This window comes from Chryseobacterium gambrini, assembly GCF_027920505.1.
GTDB classification, from domain to species: Bacteria; Bacteroidota; Bacteroidia; order Flavobacteriales; family Weeksellaceae; genus Chryseobacterium; species Chryseobacterium gambrini.
The window spans coordinates 4,368,999-4,386,823 of sequence record NZ_CP115857.1; the positions used below are offsets into that span (position 1 = coordinate 4,368,999).

General features: G+C 35.9%; 12 protein-coding genes and 1 pseudogene. 8 read left to right on the forward strand and 5 right to left on the reverse strand.

What is annotated here, in order from left to right; all coding sequences use genetic code 11:
- Nucleotides 1–229: 229 nt before the first annotated feature.
- Nucleotides 230–1,108 carry an IS982 family transposase gene (locus PFY09_RS20150; RefSeq protein WP_271160883.1) on the reverse strand — a complete coding sequence of 293 codons (879 nt, stop codon included), beginning with the start codon at nt 1,106–1,108 and terminating at the stop codon, nt 230–232.
- Between the two features lie 300 nt (nt 1,109–1,408).
- Between PFY09_RS20150 and rpsA the strand changes: the two genes are divergently transcribed.
- The 4 genes from rpsA (at nt 1,409) to PFY09_RS20170 (ending at nt 8,197) form a co-directional block, all read left to right on the forward strand.
- On the forward strand, nt 1,409–3,205 hold the full coding sequence (rpsA, locus tag PFY09_RS20155; protein WP_087711103.1) for a 30S ribosomal protein S1: 1,797 nt from the start codon (nt 1,409–1,411) through the stop codon (nt 3,203–3,205).
- A 222-nt stretch (nt 3,206–3,427) separates the two neighbouring features.
- Complete coding sequence (locus tag PFY09_RS20160; RefSeq protein WP_271160884.1) at nt 3,428–6,028, forward strand: T9SS-dependent M36 family metallopeptidase; 2,601 nt, start codon at nt 3,428–3,430, stop codon at nt 6,026–6,028.
- 123 nt (nt 6,029–6,151) lie between these two features.
- On the forward strand, nt 6,152–7,129 hold the full coding sequence (locus PFY09_RS20165; protein WP_108411012.1) for an EamA family transporter: 978 nt from the start codon (nt 6,152–6,154) through the stop codon (nt 7,127–7,129).
- A 72-nt stretch (nt 7,130–7,201) separates the two neighbouring features.
- Nucleotides 7,202–8,197 (forward strand): alpha/beta fold hydrolase, encoded by a 996-nt coding sequence (locus tag PFY09_RS20170; RefSeq protein WP_271160885.1) that lies wholly within the window; start codon nt 7,202–7,204, stop codon nt 8,195–8,197.
- Nucleotides 8,198–8,487: 290 nt separating this feature from the next.
- On the opposite strand, the gene rplS is transcribed toward PFY09_RS20170, so the two are convergent.
- Complete coding sequence (gene rplS, locus PFY09_RS20175) at nt 8,488–8,844, reverse strand: 50S ribosomal protein L19 (RefSeq protein WP_007846341.1); 357 nt, start codon at nt 8,842–8,844, stop codon at nt 8,488–8,490.
- Nucleotides 8,845–9,142: 298 nt separating this feature from the next.
- Here rplS and PFY09_RS20180 point away from each other — a divergent pair, with 298 nt between their 5' ends.
- Nucleotides 9,143–11,881, forward strand: a complete 2,739-nt coding sequence (locus PFY09_RS20180) for a fibronectin type III domain-containing protein (protein WP_271160886.1) — start codon at nt 9,143–9,145, stop codon at nt 11,879–11,881.
- Nucleotides 11,882–12,161: 280 nt separating this feature from the next.
- Here PFY09_RS20180 and PFY09_RS20185 read toward each other — a convergent pair whose 3' ends face one another.
- A complete protein-coding gene (locus tag PFY09_RS20185) occupies nt 12,162–12,539 on the reverse strand; it encodes a DoxX family protein (RefSeq protein WP_076393154.1) in 378 nt (125 codons plus the stop codon).
- Nucleotides 12,540–12,668: 129 nt separating this feature from the next.
- On the opposite strand from PFY09_RS20185, the pseudogene PFY09_RS20190 reads away from it, so the two are divergent.
- Both PFY09_RS20190 and PFY09_RS20195 read left to right on the forward strand, forming a co-directional pair.
- Nucleotides 12,669–13,370 (forward strand): annotated as a pseudogene (locus PFY09_RS20190) (CoA transferase subunit A).
- A 111-nt stretch (nt 13,371–13,481) separates the two neighbouring features.
- The gene (locus PFY09_RS20195) at nt 13,482–14,003 is read left to right on the forward strand and encodes a hypothetical protein (protein ID WP_271160887.1); all 522 of its coding nucleotides are present in this window, start codon (nt 13,482–13,484) and stop codon (nt 14,001–14,003) included.
- Between the two features lie 163 nt (nt 14,004–14,166).
- Here the strand turns inward: PFY09_RS20195 and PFY09_RS20200 are convergent, their stop codons facing one another.
- Nucleotides 14,167–15,960 carry an ABC transporter ATP-binding protein gene (locus PFY09_RS20200; RefSeq protein ID WP_271160888.1) on the reverse strand — a complete coding sequence of 598 codons (1,794 nt, stop codon included), beginning with the start codon at nt 15,958–15,960 and terminating at the stop codon, nt 14,167–14,169.
- 121 nt (nt 15,961–16,081) lie between these two features.
- On the opposite strand from PFY09_RS20200, the gene PFY09_RS20205 reads away from it, so the two are divergent.
- Nucleotides 16,082–16,735, forward strand: a complete 654-nt coding sequence (locus PFY09_RS20205) for a CoA transferase subunit B (RefSeq protein ID WP_271160889.1) — start codon at nt 16,082–16,084, stop codon at nt 16,733–16,735.
- A 273-nt stretch (nt 16,736–17,008) separates the two neighbouring features.
- Here PFY09_RS20205 and PFY09_RS20210 read toward each other — a convergent pair whose 3' ends face one another.
- Nucleotides 17,009–17,818 (reverse strand): DUF4197 domain-containing protein, encoded by an 810-nt coding sequence (locus PFY09_RS20210; protein WP_271160890.1) that lies wholly within the window; start codon nt 17,816–17,818, stop codon nt 17,009–17,011.
- Between the last annotated feature and the right edge of the window lie 7 nt (nt 17,819–17,825).

A 17,825-nucleotide genomic window follows, 5' to 3' on the forward strand; every position in this document is an offset into this window, starting at 1 on the left:
ATATTTGTATTGACTAAAAGCTGTCAATAAAAATTATGAGGAGCTTTTTCCGGCTTTCCGCTATATCTTTGGGTTACGGACTCCGCTTCGCTCCGTCCGCAACCCAAAAGGATGCCGCTGCAATCCGAGTTAAATTAATGATTGGATTAGAATGATGATTTAGCCGTCTTAGGTAGCTTCATTTAATTAAAACAATATTTCAGGGATGAATATTTAACTCGTAGTGCATTTAGGCAATATTGATTTTTAAATTATTGATATTCCTATTTGCATTTCTGTTTATTGTTTGAATAATAGTGAGCGTTACTATTTTTGAAAGTATCCTTGTTTTAAAACCTAAAAAACTTTTGGCGTAATTCCTTCTAATCATAAACTGGTCACAAAGTTGAGAGAATAAAGTTTCTATCCTCTTTCTGGACTTCCGTATTATGTAAGGCTGAATTTTATAATTTTTTTGGTTCTTTCTCATTGGAACTTCCAGTTTTATATTATGCGATGTAAACAAGTCTAATTGGTACTCTGCAGACAAATATCCTTTATCACCCAAGATTGTACAGTTTTCAATTTGTTGCTTTATATCTTTCAGATAATGAATATCATGCACTGAAGCAGGACTAATATCCAGACTTTGAAATACCCCTTCTGCTGAGCAAACCGCATGAAGTTTATAACCATAGTAATGCATTTTCTGTGAAGCACAATACCCTCTGTTTGGAAGCGCATAATCCGTTTCTTTACATATTCTACTGCGTGAACTTCTTGATAATTTGCAAACTTCTAATGGCATACTGTCTACTACAAAATACTTTTCAGAGCCATTAAACCTTTCCGCTAATAATTTTTTAATCCTTTCCATATGGTTAAACAGTTTCCTTTTTCTTCTATTGTAAACGCTTCGTTCGATAAGAGATTTAATTTCAACAGGTAAGATTCTAAAAAGCTGATGCTCACTATCAATACTCATATATTCAGAAGTCAGATTTATGGCGATTATCCTTAAATCTGTTAACTTGGGTTTTCGTATCTGAAATAAAAAATTCTCACTATCTAATTCTAATTTCTTTAATACTTCTAAAATTTTCTCGTAATTTGCTCTAAAGTTGTGCATTCAATTGTTTGTGTGGTAACTACAATTTACTGCTTTTTAGCAGCTTGCACAACTTTTACTCAATATAACACAAATGCACTACGGGTATATTTATAAAGTATGCATTGTCTGATAAGGATATGCAGTATTTTGATGCTCAGAATATTATTGTTTGTTTCAAATAAATTTCATATCTTTGCACCCACTTTTGTGGCGAAAAGGTTTGAAGAGTAAATAACTAAAAATTAATTACTTCCGTATTTTTCAATTCACATTTATTCAGACCGTTGAAAGAGAAGGAATACAAATTTAATTAGAATTATGTCAAAAGAGACAAATTCAGCTGAATTATTATTAAATCAAAACGTAGCACCTGAACAATTTGACTGGGATTCTTTCGAATCTGGTCTTGATGCTGATGCTAGAAAAGAGAAAAGCGATTTAGAAGAAATCTACAACGGATCTTTAAACAACTTAGACGATAACGACGTTCTAATTGGTAAAGTGGTAAGATTAACTGATAAAGAAGCTATCGTAGACATCAACTTCAAGTCTGAAGGTGTTATTTCTCTTAACGAATTCCGTTACAACCAAGGTCTTAAAGTAGGAGACGAGGTAGAAGTAATGGTAGACAGAAGAGAGGACAAAACAGGACAGTTACAGTTATCTCACAGAAAAGCAAGAACGCTTAAAGCTTGGGATAAAGTAAACGAACTTCACGAAACAGGTGAAATCGTTAACGGTTTTGTTAAGTCTAGAACTAAAGGAGGTATGATCGTGGACGTACACGGAATCGAAGCATTCTTACCTGGTTCTCAGATCGACGTTAAGCCAATTAAAGATTACGATCAGTTCGTAGGAAAAACTATGGAGTTCAAAGTTGTGAAAATCAACCCTGAGTTCAAAAACGTAGTAGTATCTCACAAAGCATTGATCGAAGCAGATATCGAAGGTCAGAAAAAAGAAATCATCGCTCAGTTAGAAAAAGGACAGGTTCTTGAAGGTACTGTTAAGAATATTACTTCTTACGGTGTGTTCATCGACTTAGGAGGTGTAGATGGATTGATCCACATTACAGACCTTTCTTGGTCTAGAGTGAACCACCCATCTGAAATCCTTGAGGACGGACAGACTGTAAAAGTGGTTATCCTTGATTTTGATGATGAGAAAACAAGAATCCAGTTAGGTATGAAGCAATTAGAAGCTCATCCTTGGGATGCTCTTTCTGCTGACTTAAAAGTTGGAGATAAAGTAAAAGGAAAAGTAGTAGTTCTTGCTGATTATGGTGCATTCGTAGAAATCGCTCCGGGAGTAGAAGGATTAATCCACGTTTCTGAAATGTCTTGGTCTACTCACTTGAGATCTGCAGGAGACTTCGTAAAAGTAGGTGATGAGGTAGAAGCTGAAGTACTTACTTTAGACAGAGAAGACAGAAAAATTTCTCTTGGTATCAAGCAATTAAGCAAAGATCCATGGGAAAATATAGAAGCTAAGTATCCTGTAGGATCTAAGCACGTAGGAACTGTAAGAAACTTCACTAACTTTGGTGTATTCGTAGAGTTAGAAGAAGGTATCGACGGTTTAATCTACATTTCTGATCTTTCTTGGACTAAGAAAATCAAGCACCCATCTGAATTCTGTGCAGTTGGTGATAAATTAGATGTTGTAGTTCTTGAACTAGACATCCAGGCTAGAAGATTATCTCTAGGTCACAAACAATTAACTGAAAACCCTTGGGATGCATTCGAAACTAAATATGCTGAAGGAACAATCCACGCTGGTAAAGCGGTAGAAGTACACGATAAAGGTGCTTCTGTACAGTTCGAAGATGCTGAAGTTGAAGCATTCTGTCCATCAAGATTATTAGAGAAGGAAGACGGATCTAAAATCAAGAAAGGTGAAGAGGCTGATTTCAAAGTAATTGAATTCAACAAAGAATTCAAGAGAGTAGTAGTTTCTCACACAGGAATCTTCAGAGACGAAGAGAAGAAAAACGTAAGAGAAAACTCTAACAACAGATCTAATAATGTTTCATCATCTTCAAACGAAGAGAGATCTACTCTTGGAGACATCGATGCATTAGCAGAATTAAAAAGAAAAATGGAAGAAGGGAAATAATACCTGATTCATTTTAAATATTAAGCCACTCGTTTGAGTGGCTTTTTTGCTTTTAAACAATAGATAATATTACCTCTATAATGAGGGAATTTGAATTTGATTTATTCACAAAATAAAGAGAATTTATTTACTGTTATCAAATTAAATATCTATTTAAATAATTTTAAATATAATATTGTTTTATTATTAATTATATGTAAATTAGCGGCTTTATTAGTGTATATGAAAAAAGTAGCTTTACCCCTTTTATTTGTAGTTTCTGCAATGTTTCCTTCTGTTCTTTTCGGACAGGATAATGAGAAGTTAATTAAGGATTATATTTCTCAAAATAAGATCAGAGAATATAAAAAATCAGATCTTGCGAATTTTAAGATTGATAATGTTGATGAGTCAAAGTCATTAAATGGAAATGTAATTAAATTCCAACAGACTTATAACGGACTTCCTGTTTACAATGCGGAAGGTACTGTTTTGGTAAGAGATAGTAAGGTAATTTATTATTCTGATACTTTTTTGAAAGATTATACTTCTTCTGTATCAAATACCGCTTCTATTACGAAGGCTACTGCTCTTCAGAAAATAGCTGAAAATTTACAGAAAGATATAATTCAGAATTATCCTATTTTAGGGTATAATGATGCAGATTTAAATAATGGACCTGCCGCGAAACAGAGATTGGTATATGTACAAGATAATGGTGCTTTAAAATTAGCTTACCAGTTTTCTTTTCCGGAACCCAATTCTCCAAGCTATTGGGATATTTTAGTGGATGCAAACACAGGAAATATTATCAGCAAACTTGACTTGAATTTATCATGTAACTTCCATCATGATGCCTATTCTCATGATTACAGTCATGTTCATAATGAGGCTATTGTGGGACCACTAAACCAAGAAGAAAGTAAAAATAGTTTTTCACTTTTAGCACCCGATAATGCTTCTTATAATGTTTTTGCATTACCGATAGAGGCTCCTACTTTTGGCTCCCGATCCATTGTAAGTAATCCATGGATTTTGACAGCTTCTCCGGAAGGTTGGCATTATGACGGAACAACTCGTTATACAATTACCAGAGGTAATAATGTACATGCTTATGAAGACACGGCAGGAACTAATGCAGTTGGATTGTCACCAGATGGAGGTAGTACGAGAAACTTTAATTATCCTTTTAACATTAATGATGATCCATTTAATAATCAGAATGCTTCAATTACCAATTTATTTTATATCAATAATAAAATTCATGATATTTTCTATATGTTTGGTTTTACGCCAGCCGCAAGAAACTTTCAGAATACTAATTTTGGTTTAGGTGGTTCAGGGAATGATTATGTGCAGGCTGAAGCTCAAGATGGAGGAGGAACAAATAACGCCAACTTTGCGAGCCCCAGTGATGGAAATAAACCAAGAATGCAGATGTATCTTTGGTCAGCTGTGAACAGAATATTTTATTATAATGCACCGACTTCGGCAGTGCCTCGTCAACCCATTGCAGGAACAGCTTTATTTGGAAATGCTTTAGATGCGACTGGTGTTACAGGAAATGTACAGTTATCCTCAGTTCTTGATGGCTGTACAGCAATGCCTGCAGGATCTTTAACGGGTAAGATTGGTTTAGTAGAAAGAGGAACTTGTAATTTTACAGTTAAGGTGAAAAATGCACAAAACGCAGGAGCTACAGCAGTAATTATTTATAATAACACTACAAATGGTGATACGGTCGGAAATATGTCTGGAACTGATGCAACGATTACTATCCCATCAGTTCTAATTTCAAATACTGAAGGTGAATATATTAAAGGGCAGCTTTCAGCTAATACAACTGTAAATGTAACTTTAAAAAATGATCCTGCCAGCAGTATTACGCCAGATGGAAGTTTTGATAATGGAATAGTAGTTCATGAATATGGTCACGGAATTTCTAATAGACTTACCGGAACTGGTTCTGGATGTTTGAATTCTTCTTTAGATAAAGAGCAGATGGGTGAAGGATGGTCGGATTTCTTTGCTTTAATGCTTACTAATAAGGCGGGAGATAACGCCTCTGTTCCAAGAGGTATGGCAACATATGCAGCAGGACAAGGGATTTTTGGAAGCGGTATAAGACCAGCTCAATATTCACCGGATTTTGCCATTAATGATTATACTTACGGCGATACGAATGGAATGGAGTATACAAATACTAATTTGCAGATTGTACCTGACGTACATTCAATAGGATTTGTTTGGGCTACAATGCTTTGGGATCTTCATTGGCAATATGTTGCTAAATATGGTTATTCTTCTGATGTAATGGCAAACACGACAAATGGTAGTTCAAGAGTATTACAATTAGTAACTGATGCATTGAAGCTTCAGGTTTGTAACCCTACATTTATCAATGGTAGAGATGCTATTATAGCAGCGGATCAAGCCAAAGGAGGTGCAGACAGATGTATGATCTGGAGAACTTTTGCAAAAAGAGGTCTAGGAGTAAATGCTAGTGCAGGAAGTTTAACAAATATTAATGATCAGGTTCAGGATTTCAGTGTTCCTGCAGACTGTGTGTTAGCTACAGACGAAGTAAAAGTTGTTAAGAATAACATTTCAATTTATCCGAATCCTGCGAAGAATGAGTTCTTCATCAATTTCCCAAGCAATACATTAGGTAAAGTAAGTGTCGAAATTTATGATATGTCAGGGAAATTAGTTTCTTCTGAGGATAAAATTTCTCCGGATGCTAAGAAATCAATTTCGACAGACAAGTTGATTAACGGAACGTATATGGTGAAAGTAAAAGGCATCGGTATTGATGCGGCATCAAAAGTTATTGTTAAAAAATAATCTGAACATTTATAAATTTTAGTTACGGCGCGAGCGAAGCTCGCGCCGTAACTTTTTTACATCAATCCTATCTCATTAATTTAATAATATATCCGTACCTTTGCAGGCTGTAAAAAATGAATTATGCAGAAGAGAAATATATTAAAGGGAGTTTTATTTGTAGGGATTGGAGCCAGTATATACGGAATGTTGGCAACGTTTGTTAAACTCGCTTATCAGGATGGGTACACCACTTCAGAAGTTACAACATCACAGTTTTTATTGGGAATCGTTGGTCTTTTAGTCTTAAATTTTATTCAGACAATCACCTCTAAAAAAGCATTACCGTCACCAACATCAAAAGAAGTAAGAAACTTAATGTTGGCTGGAACTTCATTAGGCTGCACCAGCTTGTTTTATTACATTGCCGTACAGTACATTAATGTTTCCATTGCGATTGTTTTGCTGATGCAGTCTGTCTGGTTCAGTGTAGTGGTGGAAAGTTTTCTGACAAAAAAAATACCCAATGCAAGAAAAATCGTTTCTGTAATTATTGTTTTGGTGGGAACTATTTTAGCAACCAATTTAATCAACGAAAGCTTGGATTTGGATTGGAAAGGCATTTTCTGGGGATTATTGGCAGCAGCTTCCTATACACTTACTATGTTTACTTCCAATACATTAGCGACACATTTGCCTGTTTTCAGAAAAAGTATTATAATGCTTTTGGGTGGTTCAGTTGTTGTTTTTGCATTCTTGTTTTTTGCACAGATCGGGCCGTTGCATTTCGAAGGATTAAAATCTTTTTACCTTACTTTTACAGACAATACAGAACATATCCATTCCTTTAATTATTCAATTTTATGGAAATATGGTTTAATTTTATCACTTTTCGGAACCATAATTCCACCGATTTTATTTAATGTCGGATTTCCGAATGCAGGACTCGGATTGGGAAGTATCGTTTCTTCTTTGGAACTGCCGGTTTCCGTAACAATGGCATTTGTTTTATTGGGAGAAAAAGTTATTTTTATTCAGTGGGTGGGAATTATATTGATTCTTTTTGCCATTGTTTTAATGAATCTTCCCAAAAAAGACAAACAACTAGCCGAAATATCTTAAATAAATCATCATTAATACTTGAAAACCGTTTCTTTTGGAACGGTTTTTTAATTTCAGTAAATAAAATATCTTATGAAATACTGCAAAAACATATTTATAGCGTTAATTCTTATCATAAGCACAAGTCTTCTATTTTCTCAGGTGAAACCATTGGATGCTGAATTAACGAATTATCAATATCCTTTCGAAGTTCAGTTTTTAAATTTTACATCTCAGAAAAACGATTTGAGAATGGCTTACATGGATGTTCAGCCAACAAAGTCAAACGGAAAAGTTATAATGCTTCTTCATGGTAAGAATTTTAACGGAGCTTATTGGGAAAGAACTGCAAAAGATCTTTCAGATAAAGGGTTCAGAGTAATAATTCCGGATCAGATAGGATTTGGAAAATCTTCAAAACCTCAAAGTTATCAGTTTTCATTTTCGCAGCTGGCAGAAAATACAAAAGCCATTTTGGCCAAATTAAAAATCGATAAAATTATTGTTTTAGGACATTCGATGGGAGGGATGATTGCGACAAGATTTACTTTACAATACCCCGAAAAAGTTGAAAAATTAATCTTGGAAAATCCAATCGGATTGGAAGATTATAAAACATTTGCTGCTTATCAAAGCATTGATCAGGCATATCAGTCAGAATTAAAAAATACCGCAGAAACTTATAAAAATTATCAGCTGAAATTTTATTACGATAATAAATGGAAAGCAGAATATCAACCCTGGTTAGACTTAATTGCAGGATGGACTTTGCATCCTGATTACCCGAAAGTTGCATGGAATGCAGCCTTAACTTCGGATATGATTTACAATCAGCCGGTTTGCTATGAATTTAAAAACATAAAAGTTCCCACTTTACTCATTATCGGTACAAGAGACAGAACCGCAATCGGGAAAGACCGCGCTCCAAAAGAACTGCAGCCCAAAATGGGGCAATATCAGGAATTAGGAAAGAAAACACAACAACAGATTGTTGGTTCTAAACTCGTGGAAATCGAAAACGTAGGACACCTTCCGCATATCGAAGTCTATGATAAATTCTGGAATGCGCTGTATGAATTTATTAAGTAGAAAAGCAAAAGGTTTGATGATTGAAAATTTAAATGATTGAGAGAATATATAAATTTATTTTTAATGAATGAATTCCCCTCCTCTGGAGGGGTGGCAAAAATTTCCTGAAATTTTTGACGGGGTGGTTTTAAAATGCATCCTTTTCTTAGCCCCGATTGTAGTAAAAATCCTTTTTTGAAAAAAAAAGATTGCAGCGGAAAGCGGGAAAAAGCTCCAAATAAATATGTACTTCAAATAAAAAGAGACCGCTAAAAATTAGCAGTCTCTTTTCGTATGTATTGTTGTCTGAATTATTTCTTCTTGTAAGCAGCGTCTTTAATTCTCGCTTTTTTACCTCTAAGGTCTCTGAAGTAGTAGATTCTAGATCTTCTAACTTTACCTCTTCTGTCAACTTCGATTTTTTGAAGAGCCGGCATGTTGATTGGGAATACTCTTTCTACACCTACATCACCAGACATTTTTCTGATCGTGAAAGTTTTTGTAGAACCAGTACCTCTCAATTGGATAACTGTTCCTTTGAAGAACTGAGTTCTTGTTTTTTGTCCTTCTTTAATTTCGTAGTAAACAGTGATCGTATCACCAGCTTTGAATTCAGGGAATTCTTTTTTTGTAATGTACTTGTCTTGTACGTACTTTAATAAATCCATTATTAATAAATAAAATGTTAAAGCTAAGCAACTTACACGGACTTCGTCAGAGGTTGAATAACAGGTTGCAAATGTACAAAACATTTTTGAAATTTTCCAAACAATTTTATATTAAATATGATGAAATTTTCTACCCGTTTTTCGGCTCAGATTTAATATTTCCTTCAACTTCCCATCAGACACAGTTTACATGTGAATTCTACTTTTGCACGAATATAAAATCAGACAATAAAAATTTCGATAATTCATTGATATACAATTTTTAATCTCAATAAATCTAATAAAAAGTAAACTAAAAATGAAACATTATTTTTTCTTTTTCCTTTTCGTCGTCCAGATGGCTTTTGGGCAGGCTTTGTATCCTTACTTGCAAAATCCTACACCAACTTCCATGATCATCAACTGGAAAACCTCTTCCAATAATGAAACCACCGTTTTTTACGGAACCAGCCCCAATAATCTGAATGTTACTTTCACAGGAACGACAAACATTTTTTCAGATACAGGGTATAACAACAATTATTTTTATCACACCGCAAAAATTGCCAATCTTCAGCCCAACACAAAATATTATTATAAAATTAAAACAGGAACCAGCGAATCTGCGGTTTATAATTTCCGAACACTTCCTTTACCGGGACAGGCGGCAACAGCCAACGGAAAAATCCGTTTTCTCATCATGGGAGACAACCAGATTAAAGCAGAACCAAGATACGATACCTTAACTTTAAATGCGTATAAAAAATTAAAGGAAAAATTCGGCGCAGCTTCAGATCCTTCAGATAATATTGCTTTAACCTTCATGGTTGGAGATCAGGTAGATGTGGGAACTCTGGATCATTACGAAAATGTTCATTTCAAGAAAAATATTAATTTATCGCCTTATCTTCCGATTCAGACCACGGTGGGAAACCATGAAACGTACGGAAGTCTGGGAATGAATTCCTATTATGCACATTTTTACATCGATGAAATTCAGTATAAAAACATTAGCTCAGGAAACGAAAATTACTATGCGCAACAGGCTGGAAATGTTTTGTTTATAAGTTTGAGTTCCGAACATACCGGTTCTGCGCAAATGACTTGGCTGCAACAGGTATTAAATGCTGCAAACGGCGATTCTACGGTCGACTGGATCATTTCTCTTAGCCACAGACCGTATCAGGCGGAACAATATGTAGGAGATATTTCTACGTGGGTAAGAAACAGTGCCGTTCCGCTTTTAACCTCTTCTTCAAAGTATTTAATGCACGTCGGAGCGCATCACCATTTATACCACAGAGGTCAGTTGAAAAATACACCCAATTACCAGATTATTTCCGGTGGAGTTGCATGGGATCAGTACTGGGGAATGTCGACCGAACAGGATTTTGATGATGTTCAGAAAACATTAACAGACTGGACGTATCAAATCGTGGAAGTAGATGTAAACACAGGAAAAGTAGATGTGGAATCTTATTCCATCGGAGGGGTTTATCATAAAAAATCTAATGAACTTATTGATACATTCCACCGCTATAAAAACCAGCCAAAACCTGCAAAACCGTCTATTTCCAATACATTTACGGCGCCAGTTACTTTACCGTTAACTTTAAACGGAAGTACATTTTCAAGCTCAAACGGAGAATTACTGAACACCACTCAGTTCTTAATTAGTAAAGCTGCCGATTTTTCCATCATCGAAAAAGAATTTTACAGAGATTACGAAAACTGGTTCGGAAAAGACGGAAACGGAACTCCCGATATCACGAAAAACCTGAATGCAGGAGTAGACATTACCAAAGCGACCATTGCTGCCAACTCAATAACCAACGGAAACTATTATGTAAAAGTGCGTTACAGAGACAGAAATATGGAATGGAGCGAATGGAGCGATGTAAAACAGTTTACAGTAACCGGAAGTGTGGTTTCCAACCCTACATTTACTTTGAACAAAACAGAATATCTTCAAAACGAGCCCATTATTGCCAATTTTACAGACGGTCCCGGAAATAATCAGGACTGGGTAGGAATTTATAAAAAAGAACAGAATCCTTCTGCCGTCACTTCTCAGGCTTTTATGTACACTAACGGACAAACCGCAGGAACAGCCACTTTCCCGAACGGAATTGCTGTCAAAGGTCAGTATTTCGCAGGATTTTTTGCCAATAATGGTTACACGGAAATTACGCCGAGAAAAAATTTCTACGTGGGTCCGAAAGTTAATTTAAGCACAACTTCAGATGTTTATCCTGTAGGAGGAACTGTAACCGTAAATTTCTCCAACGGACCGAATCTAAACAAAGACTGGATCGGAATTTATAAAATGGGACACACGCCCGGAACCATAAATTCTACACAGTGGAGTTATGTAACAACCGCTTCGGGAACGCTTAATTTTACAGGACTTGCCAAAGGATATTATTATGCACAGTACTTTTTGGAAGACGGTTATACAACGGTTGGTGAGAAAGTTTTCTTTAAAGTAGGGGATGTGGTAACCGAACTTTGGATCAACAAGCCGGTTTACAGTTTAGGAGAAAATATCACCGCTTCATGGACGGATTCTCCGGGAATCATCAAAGACTGGCTCGGAATTTATCCTCAGAATATTTCGGTTCCCGATGATCAGTTTGTTTCGTATACCTATTTTGACGGAATTACACAGGGAACCAAAACAATCACCGGAACAGCAGTTCCTGCAACGCCGGGAAATTATTATATGGTGATGTTTACCAACGATTCTTACACGGAAGTTTCAAACAGAGTTCAGTTTCAGGTAACCGGAACAACTTTAGGAACAGAAGAAACAAAAAGTACAGAAAAAAATGTGGTGCTTTATCCGAATCCTACAAAACCGGGTGAACCGACTTTCATTAAAAGTGATTATCCGATCGAAAAAATAGAACTTCTTTCTGCCAACGGAGACCTTTTATATCAGTCGAGAAATGTTAATAACCAGCGTTTTTCTCTGGTCAACGAAAATCTTCCGAAAGGAGTGTATTTTGTAAAAGTATACACAAGAAAATTATTTACCTTAAAATTAGTCATTCAGTAAAACACTTCATTTTTCATATAAAACAACAAAACGGGCTTAGAAAAGTCCGTTTTTGTTATTTTGGTAATTTTCACATCAATGATATATTGACCCATTGCTCATCAATTATCAATCATCAATTATCAATCATTCAAATTGGAGCTGTTTCCAGCTTTCGCTACTCGCTTTTTCTTAGTTTCGGCGGCTGCGAAGCAGCCGCCGAAACTAAGAAAAGAGCTCAGACATGCCGCTCAATCTGGGCTAAAATATTCTCCGTGGCTCAATATTTGACATTCAAAAATCAATCATCAGTAGATTTCAGTGCCCATGCAATCAGCGGAGCCTGCATAAAAAGTCTTCCCAATCTCTGATTATCCGTGTTCAGTCCAAAAGAATCCCTTCTGTTCTTGTATTGGGCAATATTCCCGGGAAAAACAGCCGCGAAAAATCCAGCAACAATTCTTCCCATATTTTTTCTGTATTTTTTAGGTGTTGCGATCATTGCCGTTCCTAAAGCGATTTCGGCAACTCCCGAATAAACAACAGTATCATCTTTATCCAGAGGAACCCATTCCGGAACCTGTGCCTGAAACTCTTTCCTTGCGAAAGTAAGATGTCCTATTCCTGCGGTAATTAAAAATGCACCGAGTGCAATTCTTGAAATATTTTTTGCTTCCATAATATAGATATTTGTGGGGTGATGATGTAGACTATCCAAATTTCAGACCATGAAAAAATCAAAAAATCCTGAACACCGGATATATGAGAAAAATTATTAAATTTAGCCAACAGAAAAATCTAATATTTCATGATAGATAAAAGAGTAAAAAATGCAAAGGAAGCCATCGAAGGCATTAAAGACGGAATGACATTAATGTTAGGAGGATTCGGACTTTGCGGAATTCCTGAAAACTCAATTAATGCCTTGGTAGAGAGTGATGTAAAAGACTTAACCTGTATTTCAAACAACGCCGGAGTAGACGATTTCGGTTTGGGATTGCTGCTTCACAAAAGACAGATCAAAAAAATGATTTCCTCTTATGTGGGAGAAAATGCAGAATTCGAAAGACAGATGCTTTCAGGAGAACTGGAAGTGGAACTTACTCCACAGGGAACTTTGGCAGAAAAATGCAGAGCGGCACAGGCTGGAATTCCCGCTTTCTACACATAAGCTGGTTTCGGAACGGAAGTAGCGGAAGGAAAAGAAGTAAAAGATTTCAAAGGGAAACCCCACATTCTGGAATATGCTTATGAAGCAGACTTCTCAATTGTAAAAGCATGGAAAGGAGATCACGCCGGAAACCTTATCTTCAAAGGATCGGCAAGAAACTTCAATCATCCGATGGCGGGAGCAGGAAAAATTACGATTGCAGAAGTAGAGGAATTGGTAGAGCCGGGAGAATTGGATCCCAACCAGATTCATATTCCGGGAATCATGATTCAGAGAATTTTTCAGGGTGAGAAATTCGAAAAAAGAATCGAGCAGAGAACCGTTAGAAAAAGAGATTAATTATAAGAAAATTATAAACGTTTATAATTTGTTCATGCATATTGCTCAATAATGATACGGCTTATTTCAATCATTATTTTTCTGTTCATGTTTTCCTGTAAAGAAAACAAGATGGTAAAAGATAAGAAAGTGGAAACTTCATTAAACGGCATAAAAAAGGAATCTCAACATCAAATCAAAGAATTTGCAACTTTAGAATTTCGGAGATCATACGTTGGGCACGAAAATTTATCCGAGAGACAGCTTAAAGAATTATACAATTCAAATCCAACTTTGCTGATTGAAAGTACTACAGAAATGGTAAGCAATTTAAATCGAGCCGGATTAATGGATAAACAGGATTTAGTTATTTCAAAATTTGAGAATAAAAAAGTAAAGAAATCATTTTTAGATAAAGAAAACAAATTAGAAATAAATTTTGACTATTATCCGGATCATAATTCTGAAATAAAAATTGTAGTAAAAGATCATGCAAAAAAGATTTATAAAACAATTGAGTTATCAGTAAGCTATCTTATTGGAGTCATTTTAAAAGATATTGATGGAGATAATTTAAAAGAAATTCTGATAGTAAAAGTAGGATATGTAGTAAACGGAGATAATTTTGATCTACAAATTTTAAAATATCAGTAAAGACTTCGTTCAATTTTCATAAAGGACGAGCTGAAGTAATACTCTGGATTACAAAATAATACCCCGAAATCAACATTCGGGGTAATTTATTTTAGTTATAAAAGCCTAATTGTCATTCTGAACAAAGTGAAGAATCTCACAATCATATCAACTTCCATCTCATCTACACCAAAGTTTTTCTCTCCCCGATCTGTTGTCTCCACATGGCATAATACAGTCCTTTTTCTTCAATAAGATTAAGATGAGAGCCGGTTTCTACAATTTGTCCGCGTTCTAAAACATAAATTCTGTCTGCATGCATAATCGTACTTAAACGATGCGCAATAAGTACGGTAATCTGTTCTTTCTCCTTAGAAATTTCTTTTATGGTTGTGGTAATTTCTTCTTCGGTAATGCTGTCCAGTGCAGAAGTAGCTTCATCAAAGATCAGCAAATGCGGTTTTCTCAATAATGCTCTTGCAATGGCAATTCTCTGCTTTTCACCGCCGCTTAATTTTAATCCGCCTTCTCCGATCACCGTTTCGATTCCGTTTTCAGCGCGCTCCAAAAGAGCGGTACAGCTTGCTTTCTTCAAAGCCAGTTGAAGGTCTTCTTCCGTTGCAGATGGGTTTACAAACAGCAGATTTTCTTTAATGGTTCCCGCAAAAAGCTGAGTATCCTGCGTTACAAACCCGATCTGATTTCTCAATTCATCAAAATCAAATTCTTTCCCGTCAATATTGTTATATAATATAGAACCTTCCTGTGGTCTGTATAATCCCACCAATAGCTTTACCAAAGTACTTTTCCCCGAACCGCTTGGTCCTACAAAAGCAATGGTCTCTCCGTTTTTTACATTAAATGAAATAGAATTTAAAGCTTTATAATGAGCGGTTTGATGCTGAAAAGATACTTTTTCAAATTCAAGTTCTTCGATGGCTCCTATCTTTTTGGGTGTTAAAGGTTTGGGTTCAACATCTTTCTTCATTACCCGGTCGAAATTATTCAGCGAAGCCTGTGCTTCACGGTAAGAAATGATGATATTTCCGATTTCCTGCATCGGACCGAAAATGAAAAATCCATAAAACATGAGCGATAAATACTGTCCCGGAGTAACAACATTTTTAAAAATCAATAACAATAACGTGAATGTAATCGTCTGTTGTAAAAAATTAACCAGAGTTCCCTGTACAAAACTCAGAGAACGGATACTTTTAACTTTTCTCAGTTCCAGATTCAGAATTTTATAGGTATTGTTGTTCAGACGTTCCACTTCCTGATTGGTCAGTCCCAGACTTTTTACAATCTCAATATTTCGGAGACTTTCTGTAGTACTTCCGGCAAGATTGGTTGTTTCGGTAACAATATTTTTCTGAATGGTTTTTATTCTCTTGCTTAATAAATTCGTTACCACCGCAATAAAAACTATTCCCACTACATAAACCGGCATAATAGACCAGTGAAGACGGATCGCATACACAGAAACGAAAATAATACTCACCAGAATTCCGAAAAATACATTGATAAAATTATTGATAAACTTTACAGAATCTTCACGTACTTTCGTTAAAATGGAAAGCGTTTCACCGCTTCTCTGGTCTTCAAATTCCTGAAAAGGAAGCCTCATCGAATGTTTCAGACCGTCCGTAAAGATTTTAGCACCAAATTTCTGAATAATCACGTTGACAACATAATCCTGAAATGCTTTCGCGATTCGGCTGATCATGGCAGTACCGATTAACAGTCCTAAAAAATAGAAAACGCCATGATAGATATCAGTTCCGTAGAGATATTCAGCCATATTTCTGGGAAGAGTTTTCTCTTTATCGAAAAAATTGGGGTGGGTAACAAGTTTGTCTAATATATTTCCTGTAATGGCAGGTGCAAAAAGTGAAAAAACCTGATTTACAGCAGCTAAAAAAAGCGAAATAATAATCAGCCACTTATAGGGTTTAAGGTAATGTAATAAAATTTTCATCGTTTAAATTAAAGCGTACAAATTTACAACAAATTAAGATTCAAAATTTATCATGGGATAAGAAAGAAAATTATTTCGTAATTCTGAAAAAATGGCTAATTTGGCAGGATAAGATTATGCTATGCTAACGAAAGAACAAATTGCACAAAGAATTTCCAGAGAAGTAAAAGACGGGTATTATGTAAATTTAGGAATCGGAATTCCTACACTGGTTGCCAACTACGTTCCGGATAATCTGTCTGTAGAATTTCAGAGTGAAAACGGAGTATTGGGAATGGGACCGTTTCCTTTCGAAGGAGAAGAAGATGCAGATATTATCAATGCCGGCAAACAGACGATCACCATCTTGGATGGAGGTTCATTCTTCGATTCAGCTTTCAGTTTCGGGATGATCCGGGCGCAGAAAGTAGATCTTACGATTCTTGGAGCAATGGAAGTTTCAGAAAACGGAGATATCGCCAACTGGAAAATTCCGGGGAAAATGGTGAAAGGAATGGGAGGCGCAATGGATCTGGTAGCTTCTGCGGAAAACATTATCGTAGCCATGATGCACGTGAATAAAGCAGGAGAAAGTAAAATCCTGAAAAAATGTACACTTCCTTTAACAGGAGTAAACTGTGTAAAAAGAGTCGTTACCGAATTAGCAGTGTTAGACGTTACTCCGGATGGTTTCAAGCTTGTTGAAAGAGCTCCGGGAGTTTCCGTAGAACACATCATTCAGTCAACAGAAGCCGATCTGATCATCGAAGGAGAAATTCCTGAAATGCAGTTTTAAATAAAATGAAAACCTTGTCAGCGACAAGGTTTTTTATTGAAAAATATTTACGTTTAGTAGTAAAAGAATCGATATCGGAAATCGTAGCGTTAAGAAAATTAAAAATTAATCCGTTAAAAAATTCCCACTGTTCGAAGCGCGAGATAATATTGAGCCGAAGAACAAATTTAGATTATCGCAAGTTTTGGGAATTTTAGGATTAATTTTTAGCGAAGGGTTCCAAGTCTTGAATTTTTGTTTCTTTTGTTTCACGACAAAAGAAATTAATTAAATTTATTTACCGTCCTGCGCCCCAAAAACTTTCTGCAAAATGCTTGTTGTTCTCATGGCAGGTGTATTTCGGATTCCGCTTTCTTTATCTGCCACCATTTTAAAAACTCCGTTAATGGTTTCGGTCGTTACGTATTCATTGAGATCTGTGGTTATAGACTGTCCGGTAAAGGTATTGTATTTGGAAATCAGATTGCTCCAGACTTTATCGGCTCCCACTTTTCCCAAAGAGGCTTTTACTTTGGGTTGAAAAGCGGTGAAAAGCTGAGACTGCGTTTTGCTCTGCAGATAATTGGTCGCTGCGTTATTGCTTCCAAGTAAAATATTTTTAGCATCCGTAATGGTCATTGAAGTTATGGCTTTCGTAAAGATAGGAGCGGCTTCCACTACGGCATCTTCTGCAGCTCTGTTCAATAATTTTACACCCTGATCTGCAAGACTTCCCATTCCTAAGGAGCGTAAAGTTGCGTCGATTTTTCTCAGTTTTTCGGGCATTAAGATTTTTACGGCTTCATTTTTCAGGAAACCGTCTGTAACGCCCAGTTTTTTTACGCCTTCATTTACACCGAGACTCAGAGCTTCCTTTAGTCCAGAAGAAATCTGGGTTGATGTAAGACTTCCGAGATTGATTGGAGATGTGGTCGTGGTTGTTTTTGGCGTGGTTGCCGTTCCGTTGGTTTGAGCCGGAACTTTAGGATTGTTAAGATCAATTCCTGTCTGATCTTTTACGGATGATTTTATGATATCTAAAATTTGTGCCTCTGCAGAAACTGAAAATAGAAGTCCGCCAATCAATAGAAATATTTTTCTCATCGTTTAT